The organism is Nonomuraea sp. NPDC026600 (assembly GCF_040638335.1).
Classification (GTDB): Bacteria; Actinomycetota; Actinomycetes; order Streptosporangiales; family Streptosporangiaceae; genus Nonomuraea.
Genome location: NZ_JBEZYD010000001.1, coordinates 800,613 through 816,874, shown reverse-complemented (window position 1 = coordinate 816,874; position 16,262 = coordinate 800,613). Strand labels below are relative to the sequence as shown.

The 16,262-nt window shown below is 71.0% G+C and carries 18 protein-coding genes; 12 read left to right on the top strand and 6 right to left on the bottom strand.

Going from position 1 to position 16,262, the window contains the following annotated elements:
• Window positions 1-60: 60 nt before the first annotated feature.
• Window positions 61-516 (top strand): hypothetical protein, encoded by a 456-nt coding sequence (locus AB0F17_RS03710; RefSeq protein ID WP_358015622.1) that lies wholly within the window; start codon window positions 61-63, stop codon window positions 514-516.
• 33 nt (window positions 517-549) lie between these two features.
• Here the strand turns inward: AB0F17_RS03710 and AB0F17_RS03705 are convergent, their stop codons facing one another.
• Window positions 550-1,536 carry a Dyp-type peroxidase gene (locus AB0F17_RS03705; protein ID WP_358015619.1) on the bottom strand — a complete coding sequence of 329 codons (987 nt, stop codon included), beginning with the start codon at window positions 1,534-1,536 and terminating at the stop codon, window positions 550-552.
• Window positions 1,537-1,804: 268 nt separating this feature from the next.
• On the opposite strand from AB0F17_RS03705, the gene AB0F17_RS03700 reads away from it, so the two are divergent.
• Complete coding sequence (locus tag AB0F17_RS03700) at window positions 1,805-2,215, top strand: cupin domain-containing protein (RefSeq protein ID WP_358015616.1); 411 nt, start codon at window positions 1,805-1,807, stop codon at window positions 2,213-2,215.
• A gap of 2 nt (window positions 2,216-2,217) precedes the next feature.
• A complete protein-coding gene (locus AB0F17_RS03695; RefSeq protein WP_358015614.1) occupies window positions 2,218-3,426 on the top strand; it encodes a prolyl oligopeptidase family serine peptidase in 1,209 nt (402 codons plus the stop codon).
• Here the strand turns inward: AB0F17_RS03695 and AB0F17_RS03690 are convergent.
• On the bottom strand, window positions 3,399-3,923 hold the full coding sequence (locus tag AB0F17_RS03690; RefSeq protein ID WP_358015611.1) for a hypothetical protein: 525 nt from the start codon (window positions 3,921-3,923) through the stop codon (window positions 3,399-3,401). The genes AB0F17_RS03695 and AB0F17_RS03690 overlap by 28 nt on opposite strands.
• Before the next feature lie 268 nt (window positions 3,924-4,191).
• On the bottom strand, window positions 4,192-4,803 hold the full coding sequence (locus AB0F17_RS03685) for an AAA family ATPase (RefSeq protein ID WP_358015608.1): 612 nt from the start codon (window positions 4,801-4,803) through the stop codon (window positions 4,192-4,194).
• A 264-nt stretch (window positions 4,804-5,067) separates the two neighbouring features.
• Between AB0F17_RS03685 and AB0F17_RS03680 the strand changes: the two genes are divergently transcribed.
• Window positions 5,068-5,835 (top strand): alpha/beta hydrolase, encoded by a 768-nt coding sequence (locus tag AB0F17_RS03680; protein WP_358015605.1) that lies wholly within the window; start codon window positions 5,068-5,070, stop codon window positions 5,833-5,835.
• Window positions 5,836-6,030: 195 nt separating this feature from the next.
• On the opposite strand, the gene AB0F17_RS03675 is transcribed toward AB0F17_RS03680, so the two are convergent.
• The 3 genes from AB0F17_RS03675 to AB0F17_RS03665 are packed head-to-tail and all read right to left on the bottom strand — an operon-like array spanning window position 6,031 to window position 7,009.
• Window positions 6,031-6,369 carry a hypothetical protein gene (locus AB0F17_RS03675; RefSeq protein ID WP_358015602.1) on the bottom strand — a complete coding sequence of 113 codons (339 nt, stop codon included), beginning with the start codon at window positions 6,367-6,369 and terminating at the stop codon, window positions 6,031-6,033.
• Window positions 6,370-6,398: 29 nt separating this feature from the next.
• Window positions 6,399-6,674, bottom strand: a complete 276-nt coding sequence (locus tag AB0F17_RS03670) for a hypothetical protein (protein ID WP_358015599.1) — start codon at window positions 6,672-6,674, stop codon at window positions 6,399-6,401.
• A gap of 50 nt (window positions 6,675-6,724) precedes the next feature.
• Window positions 6,725-7,009, bottom strand: a complete 285-nt coding sequence (locus AB0F17_RS03665) for a peptidase inhibitor family I36 protein (protein ID WP_358015596.1) — start codon at window positions 7,007-7,009, stop codon at window positions 6,725-6,727.
• 368 nt (window positions 7,010-7,377) lie between these two features.
• Between AB0F17_RS03665 and AB0F17_RS03660 the strand changes: the two genes are divergently transcribed.
• The 8 genes from AB0F17_RS03660 (at window position 7,378) to AB0F17_RS03625 (ending at window position 16,194) form a co-directional block, all read left to right on the top strand.
• Window positions 7,378-8,424 carry an aldehyde reductase gene (locus AB0F17_RS03660; protein WP_358015593.1) on the top strand — a complete coding sequence of 349 codons (1,047 nt, stop codon included), beginning with the start codon at window positions 7,378-7,380 and terminating at the stop codon, window positions 8,422-8,424.
• A 133-nt stretch (window positions 8,425-8,557) separates the two neighbouring features.
• Complete coding sequence (locus tag AB0F17_RS03655) at window positions 8,558-9,541, top strand: TIM barrel protein (protein WP_358015590.1); 984 nt, start codon at window positions 8,558-8,560, stop codon at window positions 9,539-9,541.
• Window positions 9,541-10,428, top strand: a complete 888-nt coding sequence (locus tag AB0F17_RS03650; RefSeq protein WP_358015587.1) for a transketolase — start codon at window positions 9,541-9,543, stop codon at window positions 10,426-10,428. The genes AB0F17_RS03655 and AB0F17_RS03650 overlap by 1 nt, the downstream gene beginning before the upstream one ends.
• On the top strand, window positions 10,425-11,378 hold the full coding sequence (locus AB0F17_RS03645; RefSeq protein ID WP_358015584.1) for a transketolase C-terminal domain-containing protein: 954 nt from the start codon (window positions 10,425-10,427) through the stop codon (window positions 11,376-11,378). Before AB0F17_RS03650 ends, AB0F17_RS03645 begins: the two co-directional genes overlap by 4 nt.
• Entirely contained in the window at window positions 11,371-12,939 is a 1,569-nt protein-coding gene (locus tag AB0F17_RS03640; protein ID WP_358015581.1) for an FGGY family carbohydrate kinase, read from the top strand. The genes AB0F17_RS03645 and AB0F17_RS03640 overlap by 8 nt, the downstream gene beginning before the upstream one ends.
• Complete coding sequence (locus AB0F17_RS03635; protein WP_358015578.1) at window positions 12,936-13,580, top strand: DUF2291 domain-containing protein; 645 nt, start codon at window positions 12,936-12,938, stop codon at window positions 13,578-13,580. Before AB0F17_RS03640 ends, AB0F17_RS03635 begins: the two co-directional genes overlap by 4 nt.
• The gene (locus AB0F17_RS03630; protein ID WP_358015575.1) at window positions 13,577-15,091 is read left to right on the top strand and encodes a sugar ABC transporter ATP-binding protein; all 1,515 of its coding nucleotides are present in this window, start codon (window positions 13,577-13,579) and stop codon (window positions 15,089-15,091) included. Before AB0F17_RS03635 ends, AB0F17_RS03630 begins: the two co-directional genes overlap by 4 nt.
• Window positions 15,088-16,194 carry an ABC transporter permease gene (locus AB0F17_RS03625; RefSeq protein WP_358015572.1) on the top strand — a complete coding sequence of 369 codons (1,107 nt, stop codon included), beginning with the start codon at window positions 15,088-15,090 and terminating at the stop codon, window positions 16,192-16,194. The genes AB0F17_RS03630 and AB0F17_RS03625 overlap by 4 nt, the downstream gene beginning before the upstream one ends.
• Window positions 16,195-16,262: the final 68 nt, after the last annotated feature.

The following is a 16,262-nucleotide window of genomic DNA, read 5'->3' as shown; positions in this document are numbered from 1 at the left end:
TGTCCTCCAGGTCGATCTCCGTCGATGCCTGGATCACAGTACTCATCAGGTGCGTTCTCCTTGATCAGGAGTTACACCGAAAACCGTACAGTCCCTCCCGCCGACGGCATCGCCCGCAACCGGGGGAACTCCGCGCCGTTCCTGCCCAGTCCACTGGCCGCGCTCACCGCCTGCCGCTACCGAGCAGCCGGCTCCCACCTGGTCCTGCGGCATGGTCTCACCCGGCGCGACGGGCTCGAACCGCTCCGCGCGCTGCTCAACACCGCCACCACCGTCGAGGTCGTGACCGACGCGCGCGGCACCGAGACGTTCGCCAACGGCACCGACTGCGGCGACCCTGGTCGGGTGGTCCAGGTCACCGAACTGGACACGGTCTGGGTGGCGGACGTGACCGGGGCGGTCACCGAGGTACGGATCCGACGTGCCCCCTGCCAGGCGGTCCATCGCGCCGGACGTGGTGGACTGGTACCCAAGCCCGAGCTACTGCAGCGATTGGACGCTTGGCTCAGCCCTTGACCCCGCCGCGATCGGCCCTCGTGGTCTGAGGCGTCAGCCGCGGGGAGAGGGGTCCGCGTCGGTTGTGGTTCCGGTGTTCGGGGGAGCCGGTAGGTCCTGAAGGAAATCGGCGCTCGGGACGAAGAAGAGCGTGCCGGTCACAGCCGTGGAGAAGTCGAGGATCCGGTCGTGGCCGGCCGGCGGGGCGCCGAGGAACATCCGCTCGAGCATCCGCTCGGTGACCGTGGGGGTACGGGCGTAGCCGATGAAGTACGTGCCGAACTCGCCGCGGCCCACGGCGCCGAACGGCATGTTGTCGCGCAGGATCTGGCGCTCGGTGCCGTCGGCGTCGACGATCGTGGTCATGGCGACGTGCGAGTCGGCCGGTTTGTCGGCGTCGTTCAGTTCGATGTCGGTCAGCTTCCTGCGGCCGATCACCTTCTCCTGCGCCTCGACGGGCAGGGTGTTCCACGCTCGCAGGTCATGCAGGTACTTCTGCACGATGACGTAGCTCCCGCCGGCGAATTCGGGATCCTCCTCGCCGATCAGGACCGCCGCGCGGGCATCAGGACCGACGGGGTTCTCCGTCCCGTCGACGAAGCCGAGCAGGTCGCGTACGTCGAAGTATTTGAACCCGTGCACCTCGTCGCGGACGGTCACCTCGCCGTCGAGCCGGTTCATGATCTCCGATGCCAGCGCGAAGCAGAGGTCGAGGCGCTGGGCCCGGATGTGAAACAGCAGGTCACCGGATGTGGACACGGCATGATGCTGGCTTCCGACCAGTTCGCGGAAGGGGTGCAGCTCGACGGGACGAGGCCCGCCGAACAGTCGGTCCCAGGCGTGAGAGCCGATGGCGGCGACGCAGCTCAGCGTGTCGTCCGGTGCCCGGAAGCCGATGGCCCGCTGCAGACCCTCCAGGCTGGAGAGGAGGTCCCGGACCGCCGGTTCGCCACCCGGATCGATCGTCGCGACGATGAAGATCGCCGCTCTGGTCAGCGGGCTCAGCACCGGCTGTGGGAGCGCGTCCGAGAGTTCCGCCATGCCGCCCCTCCTCAAGCGTTGAGGTTCACCGTAGTCTGCGCCGCAACCTTTCCCCGATTTCGGCCCGTCAATTCACTGCATTCAGCGCTTACCGGACGGGTGCGGTGCTTGTTCCGTAACCTTTGCCGCGACTCGAACGGGCCTTGGGGCAGAGCCCCTGCGTTCCCCGTGCCGGAGCGAAGCGGATCCGCCGTCACCCTTCCGAGGGGTTGACGGCAGGCGTCTCCACGTCCCACACCACCTCGACGAGCAGGTGTTTCATCAGCAATTGGTCGCTCTGCGAGCTGAAGTCCCCGATGGGACACAGGACGTTCGACTGCCGCGGATCCCCGCATCACGGCACCTTCTGCTCTCCGCCGAGGCCGCCAGCGACGAGCCGGGCCAGGACGCGGTTCTGGCCCGGCTCCTGGATCTGGTCTTCGTGATCGCGTTGCGGGCCTGGTGCACCAGGCCGGAGGCGCCGCCGCCCGCTTGGTACCGGGCGCTGACCGACCCGGCGATCGGCGAGGCGCTGCGCCTCATGCACGAGGATCCCGCCCACCGCCCGCGGACGCACGCCCTCGGCGTGGCGCGGCTCCTTCTGACCAGCCGTACGGCCGGAGCGTACTGCTCGCCATCGAACATGCTGATTTTCGAAGGCGGAAACAGGCGTCACGCCTCATCTTTGTATACAGTGTAAACGTGAGCGTTTACGGTGTAGACAAGATGGTTCGCCGCAGTCCTCGGTGGCGGCGGATCGCGCTGGTGGTCGTCGTCGTCCTGGCCGTGGTCCTGGTGGGCGGGACGCTCGGCGGCGGCTGGTACGGCAGCGGCGTCATGCTCGACTCCGTCCACCCGACCGGCGGTGACCACGCCGAACGCGTCCTCGGCGTACGGACGACCAGCGGCGGGAAGGTCGTCGTCCTCGCCTCGTCCGCCGCCACCGTCCGTCCCGGTGCGTGGGGGCTGGTCTGGGACGGAGGGGCGGCCATGCTCGGTGACATCGTCGGCCAGGCGCCGGGGCGCGTGGAGCGCGAACTGCTCAGCGGCACCGCCCCGCCGACCGGCCAGCCAGTGAGCGTGACGTCGACCTACCAGGGCGACCCGAAGACCTCCCTCGGCCTCGACTTCACCGAGATCGCCGTGTCCACCGAACTCGGCGACGCCCCCGCCTGGTACATCCCCGCAGCCGACCCCGCCGCCACGACCTGGGCCATCATGGTGCACGGCAGCAACGGCCGGCGTCAGGCGACCCTGCACGCCATCCCCGCGATGCACCGCTTCGGGCTGCCGGTGCTCGACATCACCTACCGCAACGACCTCGGAGCCCCGGCTTCTCCCGACGGGCTCATCCACCTCGGCGCGTCCGAGTGGCGCGACGTGGAGTCCGCGGTCCGCACCGCGCAGGGCAGGGGCGCCCGCCGGGTGGTGCTGTTCGGGGAGTCCATGGGCGGGGCCGTCGTCGGCCAGTTCCTCGGCCACTCGCGGCTGGCCGATGTCGTCGCCGCCGTCGTCCTGGAGAACCCGCTGCTCAGCGCGCCCCGGACAGGTGACTACCAGGTCGGCCTGATGCACATGCCATCGGTGATGGCCCGGGCCGCCGACCTGGTCGCCGGGTGGCGGGCCGGGATCGACGTCAGCCGGATCGACCTGCTCGATCATCCGCCGAGGGTGAAGCCGCCGGCGCTGGTGCTCCAGGGTGACGCCGATGTCGAGGTCCCCGTCCAGACGTCACGGGACTTCGCCGCGGCGGGGGCCCGGCTGGGGTGGGCCATCCAGTACGTGGAGTTCCCGGGCGCCGGGCACACGCAGGAGTGGAACACCGACCGCGCCCGCTATGAGAGCTCGCTGTCCGGCTTCCTTGCTCGCGTACTGGGGCCCGGTCAGCATGCCGAGCCGACCACCTCGTAGTAGTTCTGTCCTGTTTGCCGCAGCGTCGTGGTCACGAACGTGTTCCACAGCCCCATCGCCTGGCCGGAGCCGTTGGCGTAGGCGTAACCGCCGGACTGGTAGGCGCGGCCCGCCTGGGTGTGCGCGTATGTCGCGGTGAAGCAGAGCTGCGGCGACGGGGTGGGAGTGGGGGTCGGGGTAGGCGGCGATCCGGTGTCGAGGCCGAAGAAGCGGGTGTCGTAGTACGCCGAACCGATGGTGTCGAGGAAGTAGGCGCCCGCCGCGCCGCACTGCTCCGCGGCACCGCCAGGATCGACCGGCGTGCCGTGGCCCATTCCGGCGATCCGGTAGAAGCGCACCTCGCCGCCGCCGTAGGTCTCCATCGTGGTCCCGCCTGGCAGGCTCGTCGTCGAGGCCGGGGTCTGCGACAGGCCGAGTACGTCGGTGAACTGGTCTCTGAGCTCGACGCCGTTGGCCTTGTTGACCACGTAGTCGGCCTGGCCGTGCCAGATGCTCACCCTCGGCCGCGGCCCGGTGTATCGGGGGTAGGCGCCGCGTACCAGCGGTCCGGCTGGGGAGCGGAAACATCGGCGACTCCGGAGTTCACACGCCTGGCGATTGCCCGTGACGGTACGTTCCGGGTGAACGACCTGATATGTGGCACGCACCAGATTTCGCCGAGTTGGACATGTGCGTCCGGCCCATGCCCCTCCAGCCGTGCGGCCCGCCCCGCCCACTCCGTCGCCTTGCATCGACGTCGGTGGTTGGCCGTTCAGTGGGATCTCGTCAGCGCGGGAGGGGGACGTCGAAGTGGATGCCTTCGAGGAGGTCGGCGGCGGGCCGGTCCAGGACGTGCGCGCCGGTCGCCGGGCCGGTCTGACCGGCCCGGACCCGCGCCAGCAGCGCCTCCCAGCGGCGATGGTGCTGCGCGAACGTCCGCCTCGCCACGACCCGCCCTCTGGCCTGCTGGCCGGCCAGCGCGTCCTCGGGAGGAGCGTCCAGCAACAGCAGGTGGAACGGGACCGCCGACCGTCGTGCCAGCCAGGCGAACCCGTGCAGCACAGCCGACCCGCAGCCGCGATTGTGCGCGATCACCGCGGACCCGCCCCGCAACGCCCGGCCGATGCGCCACACATGCGTCGTGAACACCACCGCCCTACGCACCGGCTTGGGCGCCCAGCCCAGGCTCGTGCTCCACCGCCGCCGCGACTGCGACGAGTCGATCACCACCACCGAGCCCGCCACGACCGGGCGGCTCTCCGTGCCGTCCAGGGCGTACAGGCGGCGCAGCAGTGTGGTCTTGCCCGCACCGGGCAGGCCGGTCAGGATCACCAGGGATCCGGCCGGATAGCGCAACGTCCCAGCGGCCTCCGGAGTCGCCGGCGCCGAGATTGCCAAGATCCTCACCCTCACCCCGATAGGACGGACACGCGCGTCGGTCACATTTTGCTGCATGTCAGGAGATAAGAGTGCAGCATTGGCGACCCTGCTCCGCTTCTGCGCACCTGATGACGTTGACCGGGTACCGTTCTCGGCGATCGGCAAGGCCCAGTGCCGGGCTCATTGTCGGGCTGCGTGTCGGGCTCCCTGGACAGGCGACCGGTAGTATGGCGGGAAAGCGCTTTCAAGGAGGCGTCCCATGATCCGCCAGGGCTCACACTGATGGCCCCCGTAACGCTGTGCCACACCGATCGCGGTGAGGGCGAGACCCTGCTGCTCGTGCACGGCTGGGGCGGTCATGCCCAAACGTGGGATCCCATCGCCGACGCGCTCCCGCCCGGCCACCGCGTGATCGCCGCCGACCTGCGCGGGCACGGGAAGTCGCCCGTGACCCTGGACGGCTACCGGCCCACTGACCTGGCGGGCGACCTCGTCGCCCTGCTCGACCGCCTCGGCGCCGGGCCGGTGGTGGCGGTGGGGCACTCGATGGGCGCCCAGGTCGTCACCGCCATGGCCGTGGAGCACCCCGAACACGTCTCGGCGCTGGTGGTCGTCGATCCCGCCTACGGGGCCGACGCCGCCGAGGAGCGACTGTTCGCCAGACGGCTGGCCGCCCTGCGGGCCGACGGCGCGCGGGCCGCCGTCCGCCAGCTCGGCTCCTTGCCCGCCGCGGTACGCGACCAGCTGCTCGCCACTCCCGGCCACGTGCTGGCCGAGTGCTACGCGGGCATGTACCTGGGCCCGGACGCGTTCGGCGCCCGCCCCGCGACGCGCCGGTACCTGGCCAGGCGCACCCGCCCGGTGCTCTGCGTCCGCTCACTGAGCGAGCCGGCCGCCTGGGAGTCCTCGATCCCCGCACCTTCCGGGTCACAGATGGTCACCTGGGACGGCACCGGGCATTTCCTGCATCTGGAACGCCCCCAGGCGTTCGTGGGCCTCCTCGGCCGCTGGCTCTCCACCCTCCGCCCCCACGCCCGCATCCGCGCTTGACCTGCCATCGCATCGGGCGCGGGCCGGAGCTCGGCACCGCCGGCGAGCCGGCCATGCGTGCCCGCCAGGCACAGTGTCTGTAGGGCTCGCCCGGCAAGACGCGTGCGCCTGGCGGATCGGCGAGGTCCGCCAGGCGCAGGGCGGCGGGTGATTCTGTTTCGCGCCCGGTCCCGCGCGCCGTGCGAGGGACTGTGATCAGGCTCGCTGCCAGCCCTCAGGAAGGCCCGGAAGAGTCGCTCGCTGTTGGCCGGGCGCCGCGTCGTAGTAAAGGAAGAGCGCCCAGTCCCGCCCGTTGGTCGCGCAGGCCGAATGGTCCCAGGTCCACCAGCCTTGACTGGCACCAAATCTACGCTGAGCCTCGCAGGTTCCCTCATCCGGGTAGAAATTGAAGATGTACCAGACTCCTGGTGTGGCGTTCGAGCTCACGGCGGACGGAGTGTTGTCCGCCCATGTGGGCGCGGCCAGGGTCAGGCCGCCGGCTGCCAGGGCGGCCATGATGGTGAGCGTCGTCGCGGCTTTCTTGATTTTCCGCATGGTTCTCTCCTGGATTGTCGCGTCGCACGTCAGGGGGAGGGGTCGTAGCTGACCCAGAGGGCCCACCGGCCGTCGAGCGGCCGGCAGGTGAATCCGATCGCGCCGTTCCCGTGCACGTAGTCCCGGCCGGCTTCGGCGCAGCTTTGCGCGCTGGAATACCAGCCGCCCCATTCTTGATGGCTGGCCACCTGTGCGGGACCCGCCGACTCCCGGATCGCCGGGCTGTTCTGCGTCGCGAATGCGGGGGCCACGGGAGTCAACGCCAGGGCGAGGCCGGCTGCACCGGTGACTACTCGTCTTGCCATGCGATCGAGCATGTTTTCTCCCTTTTTTCGGTCGCTGGAACGGCGGATCCTCAACTGGGGACAGAGACGCTCAGGCGTTCTCCCACCGGCATGGGATTCGTTCCCGGTGCGACGACCAGTGACATTCCCTGGCATTGCGCTCCTTGGTAGACGGTGACGAAGACGTTCGTACGATTGGTGACCGTGGTGAAGGCCGACGCGGTGCTGTGGCAGCCGGCCGTTGGATTGTTGAACACTATTCTTCGTCCGGCCGGACCGGAGGAAAGAATCAGCGTTCCCGTGGCGGCGTCAGCGGGTGCCGCGGAGAGCGCCATGCCTGCGGCCAGTGCGGTCATCGCGAGTAGCCGTGCTGTCGTTCTCAATGCGGGACATCCTTTCGTCGCGGGTCTCTCTAGGATTTCTTATATGGCGGCCATTCCGAGGCCGCTTGTCGAAATCATGGTCGCTGTTCTGGCTGACGTGGGCCTGGCGCAGACTGGTTATTCAGTGAAATGGTGTCTTAAGCCGGAAAAAGCAGCACATTTGACATGCGCGGCCGCCGGACCCGTAATCCGGTCAGTGCATGGAAATGGAAAGTTGTCGTGATTGCGAGGTCTGTCGGCAGGGGAGAGGCGAGGTACGGACCGCCTGCCACAGTCCGAGCGCCTCGTCGATCGTGGCCCGGCCGAGTCGGCGCGCGGCCCAACTGACCTGGGAGGATGCGATGAACGGCGACACCGTGCTGGTGACCGGGGGGTCGGGCTTCCTGGCGGGCTTCTGCGTCGCGCGGCTGCTCCAGGAGGGCTACCGCGTGCGGACCACCGTGCGTTCCGCCGCCAGAGAGCAGGAGGTCCGCGAGGCCATGAAGGTCGCCGGGGTGGTGGCAGGGGACTCGTTGTCGTTCGTGGTCGCGGATCTGACGTCGGACGCGCACTGGACGGAGGCCGTCGAAGGCTGTGCCTATGTGCTGCACGTCGCCTCGCCGCTGCCCTCCATCGCCCCGAAGGACGAGAACGAGGTGCTCGCCCCCGCCGTGGAGGGGACGCTGCGGGTATTGCGCGCGGCGCGGGACGCCGGAGTGCGGCGGGTCGTGGTCACCTCCTCCTTCGTCGCGATCGGCTACGGGCACCCCGCCACCGACCACGCCTTCACCGAAGAGGACTGGACCGACACCAACGGCCCGGGCGTCACCCCGTACGTCAAGTCCAAGGTGCTGGCCGAACGGGCCGCCTGGGACTTCGTGGACCGGGAGGGCGGCGCGCTGGAGCTGGCCGTGGTCAACCCGGTCGGCATCTTCGGGCCCGTACTCGGCCCGCGTCTGGCCGGCTCCGTCGGCCTGATCAAGAGCCTGATGGACGGGCGGCTGCCGGGAGCGCCGGACCTGTCCTTCGGGGTGGTCGACGTCCGTGACGCCGCCGACCTGCACCTGCGGGCGATGACCGATCCCGGCGCCGCCGGTCGGCGGTTCATCGCCGCCGCCGGGGACACCGTCTTCCTCCACCAGGTCTGCCTGACCCTGCGGCAGCGGCTGGGCGAGGGCGCCCGCAAGGTCCCGGCCCGCAGGCTGCCGAGCTGGTTACTCCGCTTCGTCGCCCGCTTCGCGCCCGCGCTGCGCGGGATCGCCGGTGATCTCGGCGTCGTCCGGCACGTCGACAACGCCAGGGCCCGGACCGTCCTGGACTGGCGGCCGCGCTCCAGCGAGGACAGCGTCACCGCGACCGCTCAGAGCCTTCTCGACCTCGGCCTGGTCAAGGAAGCCAGGCGTTCCTGACGCCTGGCGGCCCGTAGAGCCGGGAGCCCCTTGGGCCCGGCGAGTCTCAGGTTGCGCGCGGATTGCATTGACATGGCGCTGGCGTAATCGTACGGTCTGTCGTATGTCTAGTCAGTCGCGAATAGATATTCAAATGCCCTTGTTCGGTGCCGGTATCTGGCACTTCGGCCGGTACGTCGACCGCTACGCGACCGACGGCTACGGCCCGCCGGTGGACACCCTCGGCGCCATCGACCTGGCCGGTCAGGTGGGCGAGCTGTCCGTCGTGGACCTGACCTACCCGTTCGATCCGGTGGACCTCCCCGTGGAGCGGGTGGAGGCGGCGCTCAAGAGCAACGGGCTGCGGGCCATCGCGGTGACCCCCGAGATCTATACCCGGCGCTTCTCCCGTGGCGCGTTCACCAACCCCGACGAGGGAGTACGCCGTCAGGCGATCGAGTTGGTGTCCGAGGCCGCCGAGGTGGCCAGGCGGCTGGGCTGCGACTACGTGAAGCTGTGGCCGGGGCAGGACGGCTGGGACTATCCGTTCCAGGCCGACCACTCCGAGCTGTGGCGCCTGTCGCTGGACGCCGTGCGCGAGCTGGCGACGAACTTCCCCGACCTGCGCTTCGCCATCGAGTACAAGCCGCGCGAGCCGCGTAACACGATGGTGTTCTCCTCGGTGGCCAAGACGTTGCTGGGGATCGAGGAGATCGGCCTGCCCAACGTCGGTATCCTGCTCGACTTCGGCCACTCCCTCTACGGCGGCGAGTCGCCCGCCGACGCGGCGCGGCTGGCGATCTCGCGCGGGCGGCTGTTCGCGATCGACGTCAACGACAACTACCGGGGCTGGGACGACGACATGGTCGTCGGCTCGGTGCACCTGACCGAGACCTTCGAGTTCTTCTACGCCTTGCGCGAGGCCGGCTGGGACGGGGTGTGGCAGCTCGACCAGTTCCCGTTCCGTGAGGACTCGGTCGAGGCGGCCCGCGCGGGGATCCGCGTGATGAAGGCCATTCACCGCGCCCTCGGCCTCGTCGACCGTGAGGCCCTGGCCGCCGCGCAGCGGGCACAGGACGCGCTGGCGGCCCAGCGCATCGTCCAGCGGGCACTGCTGAGCGTCATGGCGGATCAGTGATGGCCCTGCTTCCCCCAGATGCCGCGCGGTCGGCCGGCTACCGCGAGCTGACCGCCCGGATCCGGCGGGCCGCCCCGTCCGACCGTGAGGCGGAGCTCGCCCGGGTGGCCACCGACGTGCGCCGGAGCGTCGTCCGCATGATCGACCGCGCCCGCATGGGCCACATCGGCGGCGACCTGTCGGTCACCGACATCCTGGTGACCTGCTTCTACGGCGTCATGTCCGTAGACCCGGAAAACCCCCGCTGGCCCGGACGCGACCGTTTCGTGCTGAGCAAGGGCCACTGCGCCGCCGCCCTGTACTCCACCCTGGCCCACTGCGGCTTCTTCGACACCGCCGAGCTGGACACCTTCATGGCCCCGCTCTCAGCGCTCAACGGGCACCCCAACAAGGTCAAGGTGCCCGGCGTGGAGACCAACACCGGCGCCCTGGGCCACGGCCTCCCCGTGGCCACCGGCTGCGCGCTCGCCGCCAAGATGGACAGCGCGTCCTGGCGCACGTTCGTGGTGCTGGGTGACGGCGAGCTGCAGGAGGGCAGCAACTGGGAAGCGGCGATGGCGGCCGCGCACCACGGGCTGTCGTCCCTGACGGCCGTCATAGACCGCAACCGCCTCCAGCAGGGGGCCAGGACCGAGGACACCAACGCCCTGGACTCGCTGCCCGACAAATGGCGCAGCTTCGGCTGGGAGGTACGCGAGATCGACGGCCACGACCACCTCGCCCTGCTGGAGGCCATGAGCGGCTCGTCCACCGGGCGTCCGGTCGCCGTCATCGCCAACACGATCAAGGGAAAGGGCGTGTCGTTCATGGAGGACCGGGTGGAGTGGCATCACAAGGTGCCCACCGCCGAGCAGGTCGAGACGGCGCTGGCGGAGCTGGCAGGATGACCGTGACCGACCAGCGGGCGACGTTCGACTGCCGCCAGGCGTTCGCCGAGGAGCTCATCTCCCTGGCCAGCCAGGACGAGCGGATCGTCGCCGTCTGCAACGACTCCGTCGGCTCCAGCAACCTCGTCGGCTTCCGCGAACGCTTCCCCGAGCGACTCATCAACGTCGGCATCGCCGAACAGGACCTCGTCGGGGTGGCGGCCGGGCTGGCCAACGCCGGGAAGATCCCGTACGTCTGCGCCGCGGCGCCGTTTCTCACCGGCCGCGCCCTGGAGCAGATCAAGGCCGACGTCGCCTACAGCGAGGCGCACGTCGTCCTGTGCGGTCAGAGCCCCGGCATGGCGTACGGCGAGCTCGGGCCCACCCACCACTCGATCGAGGACCTGTCCTGGCTCCGCGCGGTCGCCAACCTCGACGTCATCGTCCCCTCGGACCCGGTGCAGACCCGCGCCGCCGTCCGCTGGGCCGCGTCCGCGCGGCGGCCTGTCTACCTGCGCGTTCCCCGCTTCAAGGTGCCGGAGGTGACGCCTCCCGACGCGCCCTTCGCGCCGCGCCAGGCGGTGCTGCTGCGTGAGGGGAACGACGTCACGGTGATCGCCATCGGCTCGCTCACCTCGCGCGCGCTCGAGGCCGCGGACCGGCTGCGGGACGAGGGCGTGTCCGTACGCGTACTGAACACGCCCTTCCTCGACCCGATCGACGAGGACGCCATCATCGCGGCGGCCAGGGAGACCCGCGGGATCGTCACCGCCGAGGAGGCCACCACCAGCGGCGGCCTGGGCGCCGCCGTGGCCGCGACAGTCGTCACCCATCAGCCGTGCCCGATGCGGATCCTCGGCGTGCCGCGCGTGTTCGCCCCCACGGGGGACACGGCGTTCCTGCTGGATCACTTCCGGCTGTCGGCCGACGGGATCATCGCGGCGGTGAAGGACGTGCTCGGCCATGGCTAGCGGCCCGCTCGTCCTGGCCATCGACCAGGGCACCAGCTCCACCAAGGCGCTGCTGGTGGACGCGGGCGGCCAGGTGGTCGCGCGCGGCACCGCGCCGCTGGCCGAGCGGCAGCCCCGGCCCGGCTGGGTGGAGCAGTCGCCGGAGGAGCTCTGGGAGAGCGTACGGCTGGCGGTACGGGCGTGCGTCGACCCGTCGGCGGCGGGCAGGATCGCCGGGGTGGGCATCAGCAACCAGCGCGAGTCGCTGGTGCTCTGGGAACGCTCCACCGGCCGGCCCGCCGGCCCGCTGATCAGCTGGCAGGACCAGCGGACCGTCGCCCAATGCCGGGAACTGGCCGCCACGGGCGCCGGTGACCTGGTGCGCTCGGTCAGCGGGATGCCGCTCGACCCGATGTTCTCGGCGCTGAAGGCCCGCTGGCTGCTGGACGCCTACGACCCCGACCGGCGCCGCAGCCTGGCGGGCGAGCTGTGCCTGGGCACGGTCGACTCCTGGCTGCTCAGCCGGTTCGGCGGCGACCACGTCATCGAGGCCGGGAACGCCTCCCGCACCCAGCTCCTCGACGTGCGGGCCGGGCAGTGGGACGAGCGGCTCCTGGAACTGTTCGGGGTGCCGCGGCAGGTGCTGCCCCGGGTGGTCGCCTCGGATGGTGACTTTCCGGCGGTGCGCGGGCTGGACCCGGTGCCCGACGGGGTGCCGGTGCTGGCCGTGCTGGGCGACTCGCACGCGGCGATGTTCGCGCACGCGGGGTGGCGGCCGGGCGTGGTGAAGGCCACGTACGGCACCGGCTCGTCGGTGATGGCCATCGGCGACGGTGGTGACGCTCCCGGGCTGTGCCGGAGCATCGCCTGGGATCTCGGCGGCCGGGTGCTCGCCGTGGAGGGCAACATCCGCGCGACCGGGCGCGCGGTCAGCTGGCTGGCCGAGCTGTTCGGCGTCGACTCCGAGCGGCTGCTGGCCGAGGCCGGGGACGACGAACCGGGTGGCGTGCATCTCGTGCCCGCGTTCGGCGGGCTGGGCGCGCCCTGGTGGGAGCCCGACGCGACGGCGGTGCTCACCGGCCTGACCGCGGGCACCCGGCGCGGGCAGCTCGTGGCCGCCGCGCTGGAGTCCGTCGCGTTCCAGGTGGAGGACGTGGTGGCGGCCGTCGAGCAGGCCACCGGGCAGGTACGGGTGCTCCTGGCCGACGGCGGTCTCACCCGCAGCACGCGGTTGATGCGGTCGCAGGCCGAGATCTCCGGGCGCGTGGTCGTCCGGTCCGGTGAGCACGACCTGTCCTGCCTGGGCGCCGCCGACGCCGCCGCGCTGTCGGCCGGGCTGTGCACGTACGACGAGCTGGAGGGACGGCAACGACCGGCGGACGAGTTCCGCCCGGAAGGCGACCCGGGCGACCGCGCCGCGCGCCTGGCCGCCTGGCACGAGGCCGTCGACCGCGCGCGCCCGCCGGGCCGGCGACCGGCCCCGGCAACCCGGCGACCGGCCCCGGCAACCCCGCCACCGGGCGGAGACAGGCCGACCCACAAGGAGAACAGGTCGGCCCACGGGGAGAGGAGCAGCACATGACGGGCACATCGTTAGCCGGGCGCCGCCGATGGCCGGTGCGGTGGATCGCGGCCGGGGCCGTCGCCGCCCTCGTGGTGGCCATGGCGCTGAGCACCGAGTACCGCTCCGCGGAGTCGGCCAGTGCGGCGGCGCCGAAGACGTTCGACCCCGCCACGTTCGGCGCCGAGAACTACGAGGCCAAGGTCGTCCCCATCATCCAGAAGAGCGCCGTCGAGTTGCCCGTCCTGCTGACGGCGATCATCGCCGGCAAGGACGCGGCCGGCGCCAAGTACGGCAAACGCCAGGGCACCAGCCCCTACAACTTCGCGGTGAAGGGCACGGGCGTGGCCGGCGAGGCGAGGTCGGGCCTGCTGCCGGTGACCGTGGACGGGCTGCCCGACGGCACCCGGGTGTCGATCCAGATCGGCCCGGCCATCAACGGCACGGCCCTGCGCGACGCCGCCGGTTACATCACCTTCGGCCAGTTCGTGAACCAGGTGGAGTACGCCGACGCCGCGACCGCGCTCAACAACCAGCTCCGGCAGAAGCTGCTGACCGGCCTCGACGCCGCCGGGCTGAAGGGCAAGAAGATCACCTTCACCGGCGCGTTCACCCTCCTCACACCCGCCACCGTGACGATCACCCCGGTGGCGATCTCGTGACCGGCCACGTGCTGCGGGCCTGCGACGTCACCAAGGTGTACGGCGGGACGCATGCCCTCAAGGGGGTCGATTTCGGCGTCGCCGCCGGGCGGGTGACCGCGCTGTTCGGCGAGAACGGCGCCGGCAAGTCCACGCTCATGAAGATCCTCGCGGGCATCGAGCACCCCACCATGGGCCGCGTGGAGCTCGACGGCCGCCCGGTCGAGCTCGTCTCCTCGCGCGACGCCGCCGACCACGGCATCTCGATCATCCACCAGGAGCTGAGCCTCTGCCCGAACCTCAGCGTCCAGGACAACCTGTTCCTGGCCCGCGAGTTACGCGGCCGGCTCGGCGCGGTCGACAGGAGGACCCAGCGCGAGGCCACCACGGCGGTGCTGCGCCGCCTGGAGGAGGACGTCGACCCCGACGGGCTCGTCGGCGACCTGCGGCTCGGGCAGCAGCAGGTCGTCGAGATCGCGCGGGCCCTGCTCCAGGACGCCCGCGTGCTGATCATGGACGAGCCCACGTCGGCGCTGACCGCGCCCGAGGTGGAGGTGCTGTTCCGGGTGATCAGGGAGCTGACGGGCAGCGGCGTCGCCGTCGTCTACATCTCCCACCACCTGGACGAGGCGCTCGACATCGCCGACGACGTGGTGGTCCTGCGCGACGGCCGCCTGGTGGCCACGGCCGACGCCGCCGAGGTGGACATCCGCTGGATCGTCGAGCGGATGGTCGGCCGTGACCAGGACGCCCTGTTCCCGCGGCGCGAGCCGGTGCTCGGCGAGGACCTGCTGACCGTGCGCGACCTCATGGTCGCAGACCCCGCGAACCCCGACCGGCTGGCGATCGACGACGTCTCGCTGACCGTGCGCGCCGGCGAGATCGTCGGCGTGTACGGCCTGATGGGCTCGGGCCGTACCGAACTGCTCGAAGCGCTCGCGGGCCGGATCGCGCCCGCGTCCGGGCAGGTGGAGCTGGCCGGCCAGGCGCTCGACGGGACCGGCATCCGCGAGCGCATCGGCAGGGGAGTGGTGCTGGTCCCCGAGGACCGGCAGCGCGACGGCCTGGTCCAGACCATGTCGGTGGGGGAGAACCTGTCGCTGGCGGGCCTGCGCTCGTTCGTCCGCGGGCTGTTCGTCTCGGCGGACCTCGAACGCGGCGCGGTCGAGCGGACCATCGCCGACATCACCGTCAAGGCCAGCGGCCCGAAGGCGGCCATCGGCTCGCTCAGCGGCGGCAACCAGCAGAAGGTGGTGATCGGCAAGGCACTGCTCACCGGCCCCAGGGTGCTGCTGCTCGACGAGCCCTCGCGCGGCGTCGACGTGGGCGCCAAGGCCGACATCTTCGAGCTCATGGCCGCCCAGGCCCGGCAGGGTCTCGCCGTCCTGTTCACCACCTCCGACGCCGAAGAGGCCCTGCACATCCCCGATCGGCTGCTGGTGCTCGCCCGCGGCGCCGTCGCAGGGGAGTTCCGACGCGGCGAGCTGACCCGGGAGGAACTGATGAGCGTGTCCGACGGCGGCGCCGTATGAGCAGCCAGGGAACCACCACCGCCCGTGTGGCCCCGGACCCGCCCCAGCCGCCCGAGGCGGCCGCCAGGGCCCGGCGGCTGTCGCTGCTGAACGTCGCCTTCGAGCTGCGCGCCTTCATCGCGCTGGCCGTTCTCATCGTGGTCTTCGGCCTGCTGTCGGACTCCTTCCTCACCGTCACGAACGTGATCACGATGACCAAGCACGTCGCCATCAACGGCGTCATCGCCCTGGGCATGCTGCTGGTCATCCTCAAGGGCGGCATCGACCTGTCGGTGGGCTCCATCGTGGGCCTGTCCGGGGTCGTCGCCGGAGAGCTGCTGGGGGGCGTCGCGCTCGGTGGCGTGATCGCCTACCCGCCCGTGTGGGTGGTGATCGTGCTGTGCGTCGCGGTGGGCATGGGGGTCGGGCTGCTCAACGGCGCGCTGGTCACGCGGTTCAACGTCGCGCCGTTCATCGCCACGCTCGGCATGCTGTACGTGGCCCGCGGCGCGGCGATGCTCATCTCCAACGGTGCCACCTATCCCAACCTGGGCGGCAACCCCGCCCTCGGCAACACCGGCTTCGACCTGCTCGGCAGCGGGCGGCCGCTCGGGCTGCCCACCTCGATCTGGATCATGATCGTGCTCGCGGCGGCGGCCGTGCTGCTGCTGGCCAAGTCGCCCTTCGGCCGGTGGCTGTACGCGACGGGCGGCAACGAGCGGGCCGCGGACCTGTCCGGCGTGCCGATCCGCCGGGTCAAGACCATCGTGTACGTGGTCTCCGGCGCCTGCGCCGCGATCGCGGGCCTGATCATCGCCTCGGAGCTCACCTCGGCCGCCCCGCAGGCGGGTGAGACGTACGAGCTGAACGCAATCGCCGCGGTGGTCATCGGCGGCGCGGCGCTGAGCGGCGGCCGGGGCACCGTGCGCGGGACGCTCGTCGGCGCCTTCGTGATCGGCTTCCTCGCCGACGGCCTGGTGATCCTGGGCGTCTCGACGTTCTGGCAGATCCTCATCAAGGGCGCCGTGATCATCCTCGCGGTGATGCTCGACCAGGGCCAGCAGCGGTTCAAGCGCAGGGGCGCCGCCGCATCGGCGGTCGCCGCGAGCGCCCGGCCCACCTGACCCGCCCACCTAGCCCGGCCAACCTGGCGGCGACGGGGCACCGCTCGGGGCGGTGGCCGCCGAACACC